Origin of the sequence: Hwanghaeella grinnelliae, assembly GCF_004005845.1 — a bacterium.
Taxonomy (GTDB): Bacteria; Pseudomonadota; Alphaproteobacteria; order UBA8366; family Aestuariispiraceae; genus Hwanghaeella; species Hwanghaeella grinnelliae.
This window is the reverse complement of the sequence record NZ_SADE01000001.1, coordinates 2,323,598-2,339,857: the sequence shown is the minus strand read 5'-3', so window position 1 is coordinate 2,339,857 and position 16,260 is coordinate 2,323,598. Positions and strand designations below refer to the sequence as shown.

Genomic DNA, 16,260 nt, shown 5'->3' with positions numbered 1-16,260 from the left:
TGGAGCAGCCCGGTAGCTCGTCAGGCTCATAACCTGAAGGTCACAGGTTCAAATCCTGTCCCCGCAACCAAACATCAAAGCCCCGCGCAATGCGGGGCTTTTGCTTTGTACAACACCCACCGAATGAGCCCGCGACACCGTGAAGGAACGGGAACCGTGCCGATGCTTTGGGGCTTTCAGGTTATTTGGCTCTGTTATCGGTGACCGTGGCAACTTGGTATCCCGGGTGAGGCCCGGAGTGGTAAATAGGGCATGTACGACCCAGCCGGATTGATGGATTGCCCATCACGGTGGCGTTTTCAGGTGCAAGATCTAGCTGTTCTGGGATTGCATTGGGATCGGAAGGCCGCCTTGCATGCCTGGTTCTTCGTTTGGACCGGTTTGCTCATCGGCATCGGTGTCGCCACTACCTTCGCTCAACGGTTCCAGATCGTTCCGCATCCACCAGTACCAGAAGCCCTGTTCCCGCATCCATTTTTCTAGGCGCGTCAGATCCATCCACTCTCGCGGTAACCCTCGGGCGCTATAGACGCGGGCAACAAGACCATCGACATAGACGAGAACGCCCCAGGCATAGGGATGAACCGACTGGTCGCCAAAACCGCCGCCCTGTTGCTGCCGGTAGGCGCGAAAGACAACGGCATATTCCCCCAATCGGCCCGATTCTCGGAGAATGGGGATGTCTGCTTGCGTGACTGTCGTGCTCACCCCAAGGGCTACATCTTGATCCATATCGTTGACGCCTTACACAAAACCAGCTACATCATTAACAATGGTGTACATCATGTATCATGGTGTTTCAATATTTCTTAGGCCGATACGATCCGTTGCACTTTCAGGAAAAGAGATGACGGCGGGTTCGAAAGGAAGGCCGCGGACCAACACAGGTGATGATTGCGGATACGATTCACGCATCCACCGACTGCCAGGAGATCTGTCATGGCAAAGAAAGTTGCCTCCATTCCCCGTGGTTATCGTACCGCAACGCCCCAGCTTGTCATTCGTGGCGCGGATGCCGCGATGGCCTGGTACGTTGAGATATTCGGCGCGGAATTGCTGTCATGCCTCCGTAGCGATGACGGCTTGACCGTTATCCAGGGGGAACTCAAAATCGGCAATTCGATCATCCGCGTGATGGATGAAATGCCGGCATTCGGCATTCTGTCGCCGCTTGCATTCGGCGGCGCACCGGTTGGATTGCATCTCTATCTCACCAAGACAGACGAAATCTGGGAACGGGCGCTTGCCGCCGGTGCCGGCGTTCTGTTCGAACTCTCCGACGCGCCGTGGGGGGAACGGTTCTGTAAATTCGTCGATCCGTTTGGCCATGTTTGGAGTGTTGCCCATAGGATCGCTCCTGCGCCTGCCGTTCCTGCGGAAACTGAGGCAGGTACTGCCGTCGCGGAAGGCTTGGAGCAGACAGTCGTTTCTCCGGAAGCACCGTCCGGTTTTTCCGTTCATGAACCGCGCGCGGACATGGTTGTGCCGACAGCGGAACAGGCAATGCATTTGCGGTCGGCGAGCGAAGCCGCCTGAAGCATCCATGCAATTCTTCGAAGGGCTGGTGGAATGACTGATAATAACTCCTTGAATATCCGCCGTCAGGCGGCGACACCGCGCGGCGTCGCCACAGCGACGCAGATTTTCGCCCAAAAGGCGGAAAATGCCGAGCTCTGGGACGTCGAAGGTCGGCGCTATGTTGATTTTGCCGGTGGGATCGCAGTCCTGAATACGGGGCATTGCAATCCAGCCGTTCTGGCCCGGGCCGCCGAGCAAATGGCGCGGTTCACGCATACGGCCTATCAGGTTGTTCCATACGAGCCCTATGTCGAACTGGCTGAAAAACTGAATACGCTTGCGCCGGGAAAATCGGCAAAGAAAAGCCTTTTCGTGACGACCGGCGCGGAAGCGGTGGAAAACGCCATCAAGATTGCCCGGGCCTATACCGGCCGTTCCGGCGTTATTGCATTCTCCGGCGGGTTTCATGGACGGACCAATCTGACCATGGGGCTGACGGGGAAGGTCGCGCCTTACAAGAAGGGCTTCGGCCCTTTCCCGGGAGAGGTCTACCATCTTCCATTCCCGATGCCGATGCATGGTGTGACGGTCGACGATACGGTAGCGGCGCTTGAGCAGCTGTTCCGTGCGGATATCGAACCGGAACGGGTGGCGGCGATCATTATTGAGCCGGTGCAGGGGGAAGGGGGATTCTACATTGCCCCGACCGAGCTGCTGCAACACCTGCGGCAAGTGTGCGATCGTCATGGCATCCTTTTGATAGCCGATGAGATCCAGTCCGGCTTCTGTCGTACCGGAAAACTCTTTGCCATAGAGCATTCCGGTGTTGAACCTGATATGATTACCATGGCGAAAAGCATGGCGGGCGGCTTCCCACTGGCCGGTGTTGTCGGCAAGGCGGAGATCATGGATGCACCCGAACCCGGTGGCTTGGGTGGCACCTATGGCGGCAATCCCGTGAGTTGTGCTGCGGCCCTCGGTGTACTCGACGAAATCGAGCGGCTTGGGCTGAACCAGCGCGCAGAGGCATTGGGGAATCGTGTCGTCGACCGTATTCGGGCTGCAGCGTCGCGGGAGGACTATCTGCCGATTGGTGACATCCGCCAGCTCGGCGCAATGATAGCCTTCGAATTGGTCGAGCGGCACGGAACAAACATACCGAACGCGGCGGCGGCCAAGGCGCTTTGCGCGCAGGCCCTGGACAATGGTTTGATCCTGTTGTCCTGCGGCGTGTTCGGAAACAGCATCCGCATATTGGTTCCGCTGACGGCGAGTGATGCGGTTGTCGACGAGGGAATGACGATTCTGGAGCAGTCTTTGCGCCAGGTCGCCACGTTTTCCGCCGCGGCCGAATAGGGGATTACGATCCTCGGTTGAGACTTCATGGGCCATGATGACAGCCAAGCGTTGTCACCTGGATACCTTTGTTCAAAAGTAGCAAGCCCTGATGGGCAGGAAAGAACTAGATGATCCCGTTTGCCATTGCCGGAATTCAAATGAACGTCGCCGCTCTCCACGAGAACGTATCCGCGATGAGCCACAAGATTGACTTGGCAATGTTACGGTTTCCTTGGGTTCAGATGATTCTGTTCAGCGAATTGGCGCCTTACGGGCCGGTTCCGGAAAACCACCCGGCCAACCTTGATGAAGTCTTGGCCGTGTTTCAGGAGAAGGCCCGGCAGCACAATGTTTGGATCATCCCCGGTTCGATGTTCGTGCGAAGCGAGGACAAACTTTATAATGAGGCTGTCGTAATCAATCCGGCTGGTGAAGTCGTGGCGCGTTATAGAAAGATGTTTCCTTTCGCGCCCTACGAGCACGGGGTTACCGGCGGCAGCGAATGCCTTGTTTTCGATGTGCCCGATGTGGGGCGGTTCGGACTTTCGATCTGCTACGACATTTGGTTCCCCGAGACGATGCGGCAGTTGACGGCCATGGGGGCGGAAGTGCTGCTGCACCCGGTCTTGACCGGCACAATCGATCGGGACGTCGAACTTTCAATCGCCCGATCTTCCGCCGCAATGTTCCAATGCTACATCTTTGATATCAACGGCCTTGGGGCTGGCGGCGTCGGGCGATCACTGGTCGTCGGGCCGGCTGGGAATTTGATTTATCAATCGGCCGGTCAGGAGGAGATCATCCCGATCGAGGTCGACTTTGAAACGGTTCGACGCCAACGGGCAACCGGGCTGCGTGGCCTTGGGCAAACGTTGAAGAGTTTCCGGGACGGAAACGCCGAATTCCCCGTCTACCAGCCGGGGTACCAAAGTGACTATCTGGACAGTCTGGGAGAATTGGGAATGCCGCTTCAAGGTACCCGTGAAGGTATCGGTGTTCCAGAACCGGCAAAAACAATGCCGCTGCAAACCGTGAGCGATCAACCAAACTTTGATCCGCGCGTGGTGCAGGCAATAACGGGGGGAATCGACTAGTGCCGCGAAAAGCGAAGACACAAACAAGAAGTTCACTCAGTCAGTACTACAATGCCTCGATGTTCCGGGCGGATACATGGAACAGAATTAAGAATCTCTGCCAACGACTGGCGGAAGGGCGGGGAAGGCCGGACGATCTGGAAGCCGTCAGCTCTCTCATAGAGCAGGTTTCGCCGATGGAAGAGTATTTTGCTTTTCCGGGCCGACTGGTGGTGCTGCAGATCAAGTCATTGTTTCGCGATGAAGCGTATGAAGAGCTTTTCGCCCTTGTGAACAAGATCGTCGGCGCGCTGATGAGCGAGAGCTACCGCCGCAAACACATCAATCTGCATTCAATCATCGATGTTTCCGAGCAGGACGAGGAAGAGGCGGAGGATAACGACGAGCGGATCCGCCGACGTCCTTATTTCGAGGTCCTGATCGTCGACGACATCAGCCACGCGCAGCAGCGGCAACAGAGAGACAGTCTCACTGATTTCAGGCGCGATGAAGACGCGTTCACTTATGAACCGATCTTCGTTCCAAGTTTCGAAGATGCGCTGATCGCGGTTCTGTTTAATCCGGCGATCCAATCCGTTGTCATTCGTTTCGGTTTCAAACTGCGTTCCGCCCACAATATGCCAGTCCTCAACAGGTATCTTATGCAGGCGCAATTGGAGAACCTGGACGACTTGGAGCCGCAGGATTATGGCGTTGCACTGGCCGACGTCGTCAATGCCATGCGCCCCGAACTCGACCTTTATTTGGTGACAGACCAAGCGGTAGAAGACATTGCGGGCCGTGTCGGCGATGCCTGCCGTCGTGTCTTCTACAATCGCGAAGACTTTTTGGAGCTTCATACTAACATCCTGCGCGGGGTCGATGCACGATACGACACCCCGTTCTTTACGGCCTTGAAGCAGTATTCCAAGCAGCCAACCGGCGTGTTCCATGCCATGCCGATTTCCCGCGGGAAATCCATTGCGAAATCGCACTGGATCAAGGACATGGGCGAATTCTATGGCATGAATATTTTCCTGGCGGAAACCTCTGCGACATCCGGCGGGCTCGACTCGCTTCTGGAACCTCACGGCCCGATCAAGAAGGCGCAGGAAATGGCCGCCCGGGCGTTTGGGGCAAGGAAGACATTCTTTGCGACAAATGGCACGTCCACCTGCAACAAGATTGTCGTGCAGGCACTGGTTCGTCCCGGGGATATCGTTCTCGTCGACCGCGACTGCCACAAGTCGCACCACTATGGGATGGTCCTTTCGGGCGCGGAAGTGATCTACCTGGATTCTTTTCCACTACATCAGTATTCAATGTATGGCGCGGTTCCCTTGCGGGAAATCAAAAAGATCCTGCTGGAATTGAAGGCGGCCGGGAAGCTTCACCGTGTCAAGATGCTTTTGCTGACCAACTGCACATTCGACGGGATCGTATACAACGTCGAGCGTTACATGGAAGAATGTCTGGCAATCAAACCGGACCTCGTTTTTCTGTGGGATGAGGCGTGGTTCGGTTTCGCACGTTTCGGGCCGACGTATCGAACCCGTACGGCGATGCATTCGGCGGACACGCTCCGGAAGAAATACAAGTCGGAAGCATATCGGACCTTGTATGCAAAGAAGCAGAAGGAACTCGCCAAAGTCAAAGACGGGGATATCGACGGGTTGTTGGAAAAGCACCTCTATCCGGACCCGGATAAGGTCCGAATTCGTGCTTATGCGACACAATCCACTCATAAGACCCTGACGGCGCTTCGGCAGGGATCGATGATCCATATGTACGATCAGGACTTCAATTCCAAAGTGGAGGAGTCGTTCCACGAAGCCTACATGACGCATACGTCGACATCGCCAAATTACCAAATTTTGGCGTCGTTGGATGTTGGTCGCCGGCAAGTCGAACTCGAAGGGTTCGACTTGGTTCAGAAGCAGGTTGAATTGGCGATGGTCCTTCGGCAGAGGGTCAGCACCCACCCGCTGCTTTCCAAACACTTCAAGGTGTTGACGGTTCGCGATATGATCCCGGCCGAGCACCGGCAGTCGGGTATTGAGAGTTACTATGACCCGGAACGGGGTTGGAACGAAATCTGGGATGCCTGGTCCGGCGACGAATTTTGCCTGGATGCAACACGGGTAACCCTGTTCGTCGGTGGAACCGGACTTGACGGGGATACCTTCAAGAACGACGTCCTGATGGACCAGTACGGCATTCAGATCAACAAGACGTCGCGGAACACCGTCCTCTTCATGACCAATATCGGGACCACCCGGAGTTCGATCGCCTATCTGATCGAAATTTTGGTGAAGATCGCGAAGGACCTGGAAGAACGGACTGAAGATATGAACGGGCCGGAACGCCGCGTTCACGAAAAGAAGGTCCATTCCCTGACTCACGAATTGCCACCACTTCCTGACTTTTCGCGGTTTCATGACGCGTTTCGGCCGGATCCGAATGGGACGACACCGGAAGGAGACATGCGCACGGCGTTCTTCTTGGCCTATGCGGAAGAAGAATGTGAGTATCTGGGACTAACGGACGGAACATTGGCCAAGGCGATGGAAGAGGGGCGCCAGGTCGTCTCCGCGACATTCATCATTCCCTATCCCCCCGGCTTTCCGATCCTTGTGCCGGGACAGGTGGTCAGCGACGAAATTATCGAATTTCTGCGAAACTTGGACGTTAAGGAAATTCACGGCTATCGATCGGATTTGGGGTTACGGGTGTTTACGGAAGATGCCTTGGTCAGATCCGCTGAAAGGATGCGTGGCAAGTAGGCAAAATAAAAATCGAAAAGGGCGAAGCGTCCCCGCTGGGATAAAGAAGACGCCGTCCAGATAACATGGAACAGAGAAGAGGGAGTCACTTCATGAGTGCAAAAGCAACGAGTAAGGCTGCCAAGGCTGCAACGAAAAGCGCCGCCAAGAAGAGCAGCGCGAAGAAGGCCAGCGCGAAGAAGGCCAGGGCGAAGAAAGCCGGCGCGAAAAAGGCGGTTGCTGCGCGGCGGCCGCCCAATAAAAATGTGAAGCTGAAAAATATTTCGGAGGTCCGTCGGTATTTCCACCGGAACGAAGACCCCATTTTCTTTATCAGTGCGACGAACTTCAATCTTTTGGGCATTGATGAGTGGTGCCGGAACTTCCGCTACATCAATTACATCGATTGCTACGACGGTCGTCACCCGAACGCCTTTGTGCCGAGCGAGCAGCCGCATGCGGAGTTCGAGTCGATCGAAGACATCAACGCATATCTTTTGGAGCATAAAGAGGTCATCGACTTCATCCGCTCGAAAGGGGGAAAGCCGAAGGCGGTTTTCCTGATGTTTGATGAGCGTGTCGAGAAAATTTGTAAGGAGTTGGGGATCGAAGTTTGGTTCCCGAAGGCGAAACTGCGCGAAAAGATCGATCACAAGATTGAAACGGTTAGAATCGGCAACAAGGCCGGCGTGCCCAGCGTGCCCAACGTCCTGTCGGTTGTGAAGAGTTGGGAGCATCTGAAGGAAGTTTCCGAACCGATCGGAAATGACCTGGTGCTGCAGTCGGCATTCGGCGATTCCGGACACACGACCTTCTTCATCAAAACCGAAGCGGATTTCCGCAAACATGAGCATGAGATTGTCGGCAAGGGCGAAATCAAGATCATGAAGCGCATCACCTGCCGCGGGTCGGCCATCGAGGCCTGTGCGACGAAACAGGGGACGATCGTCGGTCCGTTGATGACCGAACTGGTCGGGTTCAAGGAATTGACGCCCTATCGCGGCGGTTGGTGCGGCAATGAAATTTTCGCCGGTGCCTTCGACCAGAAAATTCGTGACGCCGCACGCAAGTATACGTTCGACTTCGGAAACCAGCTTGTGGAGGAAGGCTATCGTGGATATTTCGAACTCGACTTCCTGATCGATCAGGACGACGGGTCCATCTATCTCGGCGAGTGTAATCCACGCGTCACTGGTGCAAGTTCCATGACCAACCACGCGGCTTTCGCCCATGCGGATGCTCCGCTGTTCCTGTTCCATCTACTGGAATTTTCCGGTGTAGAGTTCGACCTGAACGTCGAAGAATTGAACGACCGCTGGGCGGACCCGGATAATATCGATCAATGGTGCCAGATGGTGGTCAAGCATACCGACGATAATGTCGACATCATTACGCAAGCGCCGGAAAGTGGCATCTGGAGGCTTATGCCGGATGGGTCGGTCGAGTATAACCGGTTCGACTATCACCGCCGTGCGGTCGAGAGTGAAGCAGAGGCCTTTTTCTTGCGCATTCAAGGTGTCGGCGATTTCCGTTATGAAGGCGCGGATCTAGGCATCTTGATCACCCGTGGTCGTGCGATGGACGATAAGTTCCGTCTGACCAAGCGGTCCAAGGCGTGGATTGAAGGGATAAAGAGCCAGTACAAGGCGCGCCCCTTGCCGAGCGCCCTGCCGATGCAGACCTCGGAACCGGCGTTTAAGATCCTTTAAGCTATAGGCGGAGCTTTCGTAGTGAACTGGGGTTCGCAGGGCGCAATGTTGACATTCCAATCGGTCTCCGAGGCTAAGCCCGGGGACCGGTGGCGCGCCCTGTTCGAAGCGTATTGGCCCGCCTATGAACGCTGGTTTCTTTCCGAAGGTGTAGAGGCACGGCAAACATACCTTGCGGGCTATAGAGCGTTGAAAAAGCATATGCCGGAATTGGTTCCGACATATGACAAACTTGTTGAACTGGTAGGCGGTGGGGATGTAGCGGCCCGTTTCTTGAGCTTCTATTGCCCGCCGCCCTATCTGTCGGGTTGCTCGCAAGCAGTAAAAGCCGGCGACGAACCGCTGCTGGTTCGTAACTATGACTACCCACCGGCACTTTCCGACGCGGTGATCCTTAACAGCCGCTGGAACGATCGATGGGTCACAGGCATGACGGACGGTCTGTTTGGTTTGGTTGACGGGATGAACGAAGCCGGACTGGCCGTTTCGCTCACATTCGGCGGTCGAACCATCGTCGGTGACGGTTTCGGCGTGCCGATCATCATTCGCTATGTGCTGGAGTTCTGCCGAACCACACAAGAAGCCGTCCGGGCACTGAAACGCATTCCCTGTCACATGGCCTATAATGTTACGGTCGTTGATAAGAATGGCCGGTACAACACCGTCTATATGTCACCGGATCGCGGGACCAGCGTGACGGACCAGCCGGTCGCGACAAACCATCAGGAGCAGGTGGAATGGCATCGGCATGCGCGGGCAACCGCAACGGTCGAGCGGGAGAGGTTCCTGTTGCAACGCTTGACCCTGCATGATGAACCGGCGGATCGTTTTATAGCCGCGTTTCAGAAACCGCCCTTGTATTCCCTAGCCTATGACCGCGGGTTTGGAACGCTTTACACTGCCGTCTATTGGCCTGCCAGAGGAGCAATCGAGTATCGGTGGCCGGGTGAGGTTTGGGATCACGAGGTGACCAACCCGAGTATTGGGACCCGGACGATCAAGTTCCCGGCCGGCGCCATGCTGGCATAACGGACCGCGGAGGCTTTAGAATAATCATATTCCTGGGTTTCCCCTTGCCGCCCTGTAAGACTGAGCCTTTATAGGGAACGCTCATCTTTTCTCCCAAATTGAAACCGGTTCGGGTTCAGGCATTCTGGCGTAGGCTCCGCATTCTTTCGATCGCAACGGCGATGATAATGAAGCTGCCGACGAAGGTACCCTGCCAAAAGGTGCTGATGCCCAGTAGGATCAGGCTGTTCCGGATGACTTCAATCAAAGCCGCGCCCACCACCGCACCGAGTGCCGTGCCGCTGCCGCCGGCAAGGGTGGCGCCGCCGATTACCGCTGCGGCGATAACGGTTAGTTCCATGCTTTGGCCTAAATTGGTCGTCACCCCACCGAGCCAACCTACCTCCAACACCCCGGTTACACCGGCCGTGAAGGCGGAGAACATATAGACCGATACCTTTACCCGGGCGACGCGAATACCCGTCATCCCCGCTGCGGTCTCATTGCCGCCGACGGCGAAGACATGCTGGCCCCAACGGGTCCAGCGGTAGGAAAGGCCGGTCAAGACGGCAAGGATCATCAGGAAATAGACCGGGTTGGCGATGCCGACCATGCTGCCGCCGCCAAGCCCCAGCAACAGGTCGTGGTCAGGGCCGAATTCGTAAATCATTTTGTTGCCGGACAGAACCATGGCCAGGCTGCGCGCGACGGCCAATGTGCCCAAGGTGACGACGAAGGGGGGCATTTGTGCATAGGCGATGAGCACGCCGTTCAAGAGCCCGACACAGAGCGCCGCGCCGATGGCGAGGGGCACCGCGACATAGATTGGAAACCCGGCCGCCATTGTTGTGCCGACCACGATCGCCGAAAGGACGACCGAGGACCCGACGGAAAGATCGATCCCGCCCGACGCGATCACCGTCGTCATGCCAAGCGCGATGATGCCGACAAAGGCGAAATTGCGCGTCACGTTGAAGAGATTGCGTTCGGTCGCGAAGGTGTCCGTTACGAGAGAGAGCAGGACACAGGCGATGATTGCCGCCAAGAATATCCAAAATGTCTGCCGGCTCGTCACTCGCGCCAACCACCCGTGATGCTGGCTCTGTCCGATTACATCCTCAATGGATGGCGTCGCCATTATTCAATTCCCCCAGCGGTTCAGTATTTGCCCGTTCTATTAAGTTGGGCGGTCGGTCCCTATGCGGCCTCTATTGCCCCGGTGATCAAGCCCGTCACTTCTTCCGGTGACGATGACGCCGAAGGTTTGTTTGCGACCAACTGACCCCGGCGCATTACGACGACACGGTCGGCCACACTGAAAACATCCGGCATGCGGTGGCTGATCAGAATGACGGCGATGCCGTGGTCGCGAAGGCGCATGATCAGGTCCAGGACCTCGGCGACCTGCCTTACGCTGATTGCCGCGGTCGGCTCGTCCATCAGAACGATTTTCGACTCCGCAAGACGTGTCCGCGCAATCGCAACGGCCTGCCGCTGTCCGCCGGACATGTCGTGAACAAGGTCGCGCGGGCGGGTCTCGGATTTCAATTCCGCGAAAAGTTCCGCGGCCCGTATCATCATGGCGCGATGGTCGACGATTGGGATTCCGGCGATCTTGCGAGTGATCTCCCGGCCCAGAAACACATTTGCTGCCGCCGTTAAATTATCGCATAGGGCGAGATCCTGATAGACGACTTCCACCCCTTCGCCGCGCGCGGCGAGGGGAGAGTCAAACGCCATCTCGGCCCCGGCGATCAGGATTTTTCCGGCGCTTGGACGAAAGTTCCCGGCGATGATTTTCACCAGTGTCGATTTCCCAGCGCCGTTGTCGCCCATCAGACCGACAACCTCACCGGGTTCGACCGTAAAGGAGACTTCCTTTAACGCCTGGATCGCACCGAAATGCTTCGATATTCCGCGAAGTTCTAAAATGGGCATTGCCCGCTGCTTCCTCCCGATTTGCCGGTTTTCCCAGCTTATCATCGAATTGATAGGGATCTTTCGATAATAAATTCACAAACGCAAGTAAATTGTCGAGATAGGCGTTCTAGAAGGCACGAAAATGGTATATAGATACGAAAACTTGCCTGATTGGCAGTTTGTGGTGTATTTAATAATTTGTAGAAATAAAAAAATAGAAAGCCGTGCTGATCTAATCGGTCGTGAACCGCAAGGGCAGTCGGCAAACAGGCCAAAAAGGCCGATAACCTGGGAGGAATGCTATGAGGAAGTCTTTTGTGGTGGGGGCGCTTGCGTGCGTATTGGCGCTTGTGTCCGTGTCGGCGCAATCGGCCGATAAGAAGATTCTAGCTATCGTGGTAAAGGGTTTGGACAATCCCTTCTTTGAACAGATCAACCTTGGTTGCCAAAAATGGCAAAAGGAGAACCCTGATTCAGAATACACCTGCCTCTATACCGGGCCTGCATCCAGCACGGATGAAGCCGGCGAAGTGCAGATTGTCGATGACTTGCTTACCCGTGGGATCGAAGCCATAGCGATCTCGCCGTCCAATGCCCCGGCGATGGGCAACCTTATCAAGCAACGCGACCCTTCAATTCCGGTCATGACGATCGACGCTGATTTCATCGCGGCGGATCGCGGTCTTCGCAAAACTTATTTGGGGACGGACAACTACCTGATGGGTGTCAAAATGGCGGAACATGCAGCCGCTTTGAAGCCTGATGGCGGTTCCGTGTGCCTGCAACTCGGCAATGTCGCGGCTGACAACATCAATGCCCGTGCCGCCGGTTTCCGGGACACCATTGCCGGTAAGAAAGATACGGACCGTCTGACCGGGCAAAGCGGCTGGACTGAAATCGACGGATGCCCGCTTTTCACCAATGATCAGGTAGATCTCGCCAACCAGCAAATGGCGGATACTTTCCTGGCGAACCCCGACTTGGACGCTTTCATCCTAATTGGCGGCTGGGCTCAATTTGCGCCGCAGGCATATGCCCAGGTGACGGATCAGGTCATGGACAAGCTGAAGAGCAAGGAACTGATCATCATCGCGGGTGACACTTTGCCGCCGCAGATGAAGGCCCTGAAGGAAGGGCGCAGTCATGTTCAGGTCGGTCAGCGCCCGTTTGAAATGGGGTATCGCGCACCGTCTGTCATGATCGATCTGATCAACGGCAAGAACGTCGGCGACCCCTTGTATACCGGGCTCGACGAATGCAAACCGGAAACGGCGGATAGCTGCCTCGCGAAGTAGAAGCGGAGCCTTGTCTCCAACCTTGAGGACGGAAGCCGCATCCGCCTGGATGTGTGCTTCCGGACCTCGGCCAAGCCGAATGACGGATGTCGGCAGATGAATTTTCGGAGACTGACGCGATGAAGAATGGACCTTGGCCGAGATCTGGACCGCCGGAACGGGAGAGCAATCGCGCTCACCTTATTCGACAGTTGCGTCGGCATGGATCCATGGCCAGGGTTGAACTCGGACAACGAACCGGGTTGAGCGCTGCTGCCGTGTCGAACATTACCTCGGACCTCATCGGGACGGGTATGTTCATCGAAGCAACGGAGGAAGTTCCGACCGAGAATGCACGTGGCCGTCCGCGCGTGAACTTAAGCCTCAACGGCAATTACGCGCGGGTTGCCGCGGCATCTCTGCGCATGGACGTGGTCGAGGCCGTCGTCGCGGATTTCGCCGGCAATATTTTCGTGCGGGAAGAATTTCCGTGCTCCACCCGGTCGCTCTCCGGTGAACAGGTGGCGGAACAATGCGCCGTGGCAATCGACACTGTTCTTTCGAGGGTTCCGGGACCTTTGCCGAGCGCCATAGGGATCGCAGTTCAGGGGATCATCAACCCGACGGAAGGCCAGCAGGTCTGGAGCCCGATCCTGTCGATACGCGATACGGATATCGTAACCCCGCTGGCCAAGCATTTCGGGGTTCCGATTGTGATGGAGAATGATGGCACGGCGACGGCACTTGCGGCCGCGCAACGCAATCCTGCCTTGAAGCAAGGGCTCACCGGCGTCCTGATGGCGGGGCACGGTGTCGGCATGGGATTGTTGGTTGACGGCGGTCCGTTCCCCGGACCGCGGGGTGCGTCCTCGGAAATCGGTCACGTGCGTAGGCAGCCGTCTGGCGCCCAGTGCCGGTGCGGGCAACGTGGTTGCATCGAAGCCTACCTCGCTGATTACGCCCTCTACAGGGATGCAAGGACACTCACCAATCTATCGATAACGAACCACCAACAACCGAGCGAAGACCAGATGCAGGATCTGGTTCGTCGCGCTGAGCAAGGCGAAAGCCCCGTGGTTCGTATTTTCGAGGAAGCGGGGGCTGCTTTGGCCGATGCGGTCCGCGTCGTTGCTTCCGTCCTCGGTCCGAACCGGATTGCTGTCACGGGGTCTTCTCTGCGGGCCTTCCACCTGATGAAGCAGGCGTTTGTGGCCGGATTGCGGGAGTCGATAACGCCAGCCATCGACCCGGAAGCGGATATTTTGATCGTTCCAGGCGGTGTTGAAATGATCACCGAGGGGATGGTCCACCTGGCTTTGGAGCAGGTGGACGCAATTGTCGCCGTCGATCCGACGGCCGCAGCGGTGGCCTGATGACAAAAACGGAATTGAGTTCTGATTTGGAAGGAGTGAAGACGTGGCTGATGCGATAGCGAGCTACCCGAGCTTGAAAGACCGAGTCGTGTTGGTGACGGGCGGTGGCTCCGGCATAGGGGAGGAAATCGTGCGGCAGTTTGCCCGGCAGGGCGCGCGCGTGGCTTTCCTGGATGTAAAGGTCAAAGAGTCGGAGGCATTGGCGGAGGCACTAACGGCCGAGGGACATTCGGCCAAGTTCTACGAATGCGATTTGAAGGATATCACCGCGTTGCGGGCATGCGTCGACAAGATCAGATCGGATATCGGCCCAGTGACCGTCCTTGTGAACAATGCCGCCAATGATCAACGGCACGCCATGCAGGACGTGACGCCGGAATATTGGGACGATCGGATGGCGGTCAACTTGCGTCACCAGTTTTTCGCCGCGCAGGCGGTTGCGCCGGATATGGCCGCAGCCGGCGGCGGCGCCATCGTGAACCTTGGATCCGTTTCCTGGATGTTAGGACAGGGCGGCATGCCGGCCTATACCACGGCGAAGTCCGCTGTCATGGGGCTGACGCGGTCGCTTGCGACAGATCTTGGACCCGACAATATTCGTGTTGTCTGCGTCGTGCCCGGTTGGGTTATGACACAGAGGCAGATCGACAACTGGGTGACGCCGGAGGCCGAAGCGGACATGTTGAAGGGGCAGTGTCTGAAGCGGAAAATCTACCCCATCGACATCGCCAGACCGGTGCTTTTCTTCGCGTCGGACGAGGCAGGTGGCTGCACGGCCCAATCCTGCGTCATCGACGGCGGCTGGCTATAGCCTGTTCTTGAAACATCCGGCGTTCTGAGCGGTCTAACCTTTCGTCCCGACAGCGGACTTGTTCTAGAGCGCCTTGCCGTGGATAACGGCGGCATGGATGACATCGCCCCGGAAATCGATATCAGCGGTAAGAAGTCGGCCCGGTCGGGCGTGGTCGTGGTTGGCGGGGGACCGGCCGGCTTAATCGCTGCCGAGGTACTGAGCCGCGCCGGTATATCCGTCACGATCTATGACCGGATGCCTACATTTGGCCGCAAACTGCAGATGGCCGGGCGTGGTGGCTTGAACCTGACGCATTCCGAGCCGTTGGAAAAATTCCTGAAACGCTATGGTAAGTCTCGCGCGTTCCTGGCTCCGCCGATTGAGTCTTTCTCACCGATTATGCTCAGGGATTGGGCTGCCGGTTTGGGCGAGGAGACGTTCGTCGGGTCCAGCGGACGGGTCTTTCCAAAGGCGATGAAAGCAGCCCCCTTGCTGCGGGCTTGGTTGGCCCGGTTGCGAGACCAGGGGGTGGAATTTCGGTATCGCATGGAATGGCTGGGTTGGGACGGAGCGGGCGATCTGTTGTTCCGGCCCGCCGATGGCGCTGAGGAAAAGGTTCCGGCCAGGGCAGTTATTCTCGCTTTAGGCGGAGCAAGCTGGCCGCGGCTTGGGTCGAACGGCGCCTGGACATCTATACTTGAGGAGAAGGGCGTCGCCGTCGCGCCCTTGCGGCCGGCTAATTGCGGGTTCAAGGTTCAGTGGAGCGAGATTTTCAGGCAGAGGTTCCAGGGCCAGCCCTTGAAAAACGTGGCGCTGACCTGTGCGGGGCGAACCGTACGGGGCGAAGCCATGGTGACTGCCCAGGGCATCGAGGGGGGCACGATCTATGCCTTGTCTTCCCTGCTGCGTGAACGGATAGAGACTGACGGTCAAACGGTGTTGCAGGTCAATTTCTGTCCTGACCGGTCAACCGAAGACCTTCGGAAACGGCTTGGCAGACCGCGCGGAAAACAGTCCCAGACCGACTTTCTGCGCCGGGCCCTTGGATTGCCGCCCATTGCGATCAATCTGATGCGTGAGGCAGCAGGGCCTTCATTGCCCTCAGACCCCGCCGCGCTGGCGGAACTGGTACAAGCCGCGCCGATCACTTTGACCGCTCCGTTTTCCATCGAACGTGCGATTTCCAGTGCCGGCGGTATCGTGCTTACCGAAGTGGACGGGAATTTCATGCTGGCCCGCCTTCCAGGCGTTTTCGTGGCCGGAGAAATGCTCGATTGGGAAGCGCCGACCGGCGGTTACCTGTTGCAAGGCACCTTTGCGTCGGGCGTGGCGGCAGCGCAAGGCTTGTTGGCATGGCTGCAGCAAGATGGCTCGCCCAAATCTGGGAACACGTGAAAGCCGTCCTTCCCGCCATTCTAAAAATGCCGGGAAAGACGGGGCGGGTGACACGAGCTTTCGCAAGACTATGTCTATGTAAGACGAGAGCGAAACT

13 protein-coding genes are annotated in these 16,260 nt (G+C 56.9%); 10 read left to right on the top strand and 3 right to left on the bottom strand.

The window, feature by feature from the left end; all coding sequences use genetic code 11:
* Window positions 1-312: 312 nt before the first annotated feature.
* Complete coding sequence (locus tag EOI86_RS24610) at window positions 313-732, bottom strand: hypothetical protein (RefSeq protein ID WP_193555777.1); 420 nt, start codon at window positions 730-732, stop codon at window positions 313-315.
* Between the two features lie 207 nt (window positions 733-939).
* On the opposite strand from EOI86_RS24610, the gene EOI86_RS10780 reads away from it, so the two are divergent.
* The 6 genes from EOI86_RS10780 to EOI86_RS10755 all read left to right on the top strand — a co-directional run bounded on the left by EOI86_RS10780 (window position 940) and on the right by EOI86_RS10755 (window position 9,429).
* Window positions 940-1,536: a VOC family protein gene (locus tag EOI86_RS10780; protein WP_127765049.1), complete on the top strand. Its 597-nt coding sequence runs from the start codon at window positions 940-942 to the stop codon at window positions 1,534-1,536.
* A gap of 33 nt (window positions 1,537-1,569) precedes the next feature.
* Window positions 1,570-2,874, top strand: coding sequence for a 4-aminobutyrate--2-oxoglutarate transaminase (gabT, locus tag EOI86_RS10775; protein WP_127765048.1), 1,305 nt, complete (start codon window positions 1,570-1,572; stop codon window positions 2,872-2,874).
* A 110-nt stretch (window positions 2,875-2,984) separates the two neighbouring features.
* Complete coding sequence (locus EOI86_RS10770) at window positions 2,985-3,950, top strand: carbon-nitrogen hydrolase family protein (RefSeq protein WP_127765047.1); 966 nt, start codon at window positions 2,985-2,987, stop codon at window positions 3,948-3,950.
* A complete protein-coding gene (locus EOI86_RS10765; protein ID WP_205032130.1) occupies window positions 3,950-6,712 on the top strand; it encodes an aminotransferase class I/II-fold pyridoxal phosphate-dependent enzyme in 2,763 nt (920 codons plus the stop codon). The genes EOI86_RS10770 and EOI86_RS10765 overlap by 1 nt, the downstream gene beginning before the upstream one ends.
* A gap of 92 nt (window positions 6,713-6,804) precedes the next feature.
* Window positions 6,805-8,400 (top strand): biotin carboxylase, encoded by a 1,596-nt coding sequence (locus EOI86_RS10760; RefSeq protein WP_127765046.1) that lies wholly within the window; start codon window positions 6,805-6,807, stop codon window positions 8,398-8,400.
* 45 nt (window positions 8,401-8,445) lie between these two features.
* Window positions 8,446-9,429, top strand: a complete 984-nt coding sequence (locus tag EOI86_RS10755) for a C45 family autoproteolytic acyltransferase/hydrolase (protein ID WP_205032129.1) — start codon at window positions 8,446-8,448, stop codon at window positions 9,427-9,429.
* Window positions 9,430-9,544: 115 nt separating this feature from the next.
* Here the strand turns inward: EOI86_RS10755 and EOI86_RS10750 are convergent, their stop codons facing one another.
* Window positions 9,545-10,546 (bottom strand): ABC transporter permease, encoded by a 1,002-nt coding sequence (locus tag EOI86_RS10750; RefSeq protein WP_127765045.1) that lies wholly within the window; start codon window positions 10,544-10,546, stop codon window positions 9,545-9,547.
* 59 nt (window positions 10,547-10,605) lie between these two features.
* Window positions 10,606-11,346, bottom strand: a complete 741-nt coding sequence (locus tag EOI86_RS10745) for an ATP-binding cassette domain-containing protein (protein ID WP_127765044.1) — start codon at window positions 11,344-11,346, stop codon at window positions 10,606-10,608.
* 284 nt (window positions 11,347-11,630) lie between these two features.
* Here EOI86_RS10745 and EOI86_RS10740 point away from each other — a divergent pair, with 284 nt between their 5' ends.
* The 4 genes from EOI86_RS10740 (at window position 11,631) to EOI86_RS10725 (ending at window position 16,163) form a co-directional block, all read left to right on the top strand.
* The gene (locus tag EOI86_RS10740) at window positions 11,631-12,623 is read left to right on the top strand and encodes a substrate-binding domain-containing protein (RefSeq protein ID WP_127765043.1); all 993 of its coding nucleotides are present in this window, start codon (window positions 11,631-11,633) and stop codon (window positions 12,621-12,623) included.
* A 209-nt stretch (window positions 12,624-12,832) separates the two neighbouring features.
* On the top strand, window positions 12,833-13,975 hold the full coding sequence (locus EOI86_RS10735; protein WP_161973779.1) for an ROK family protein: 1,143 nt from the start codon (window positions 12,833-12,835) through the stop codon (window positions 13,973-13,975).
* Window positions 13,976-14,018: 43 nt separating this feature from the next.
* The gene (locus tag EOI86_RS10730; protein WP_127765041.1) at window positions 14,019-14,786 is read left to right on the top strand and encodes an SDR family NAD(P)-dependent oxidoreductase; all 768 of its coding nucleotides are present in this window, start codon (window positions 14,019-14,021) and stop codon (window positions 14,784-14,786) included.
* 93 nt (window positions 14,787-14,879) lie between these two features.
* The gene (locus EOI86_RS10725; RefSeq protein ID WP_127765040.1) at window positions 14,880-16,163 is read left to right on the top strand and encodes a TIGR03862 family flavoprotein; all 1,284 of its coding nucleotides are present in this window, start codon (window positions 14,880-14,882) and stop codon (window positions 16,161-16,163) included.
* Window positions 16,164-16,260: the final 97 nt, after the last annotated feature.

Coding starts and splice junctions, on each gene's coding strand:
- EOI86_RS10735 (WP_161973779.1), top strand. CDS start 12,833: ATGGCCAGGGTTGAACTCGGACAACGAACCGGGTTGAGCGCTGCTGCC.
- EOI86_RS10725 (WP_127765040.1), top strand. CDS start 14,880: ATGGATGACATCGCCCCGGAAATCGATATCAGCGGTAAGAAGTCGGCC.
- EOI86_RS10750 (WP_127765045.1), bottom strand. CDS start 10,546: ATGGCGACGCCATCCATTGAGGATGTAATCGGACAGAGCCAGCATCAC.
- EOI86_RS10745 (WP_127765044.1), bottom strand. CDS start 11,346: ATGCCCATTTTAGAACTTCGCGGAATATCGAAGCATTTCGGTGCGATC.
- EOI86_RS10760 (WP_127765046.1), top strand. CDS start 6,805: ATGAGTGCAAAAGCAACGAGTAAGGCTGCCAAGGCTGCAACGAAAAGC.
- EOI86_RS10780 (WP_127765049.1), top strand. CDS start 940: ATGGCAAAGAAAGTTGCCTCCATTCCCCGTGGTTATCGTACCGCAACG.
- EOI86_RS10770 (WP_127765047.1), top strand. CDS start 2,985: ATGATCCCGTTTGCCATTGCCGGAATTCAAATGAACGTCGCCGCTCTC.
- EOI86_RS24610 (WP_193555777.1), bottom strand. CDS start 732: ATGGATCAAGATGTAGCCCTTGGGGTGAGCACGACAGTCACGCAAGCA.
- EOI86_RS10740 (WP_127765043.1), top strand. CDS start 11,631: ATGAGGAAGTCTTTTGTGGTGGGGGCGCTTGCGTGCGTATTGGCGCTT.
- EOI86_RS10755 (WP_205032129.1), top strand. CDS start 8,446: ATGTTGACATTCCAATCGGTCTCCGAGGCTAAGCCCGGGGACCGGTGG.
- gabT (WP_127765048.1), top strand. CDS start 1,570: ATGACTGATAATAACTCCTTGAATATCCGCCGTCAGGCGGCGACACCG.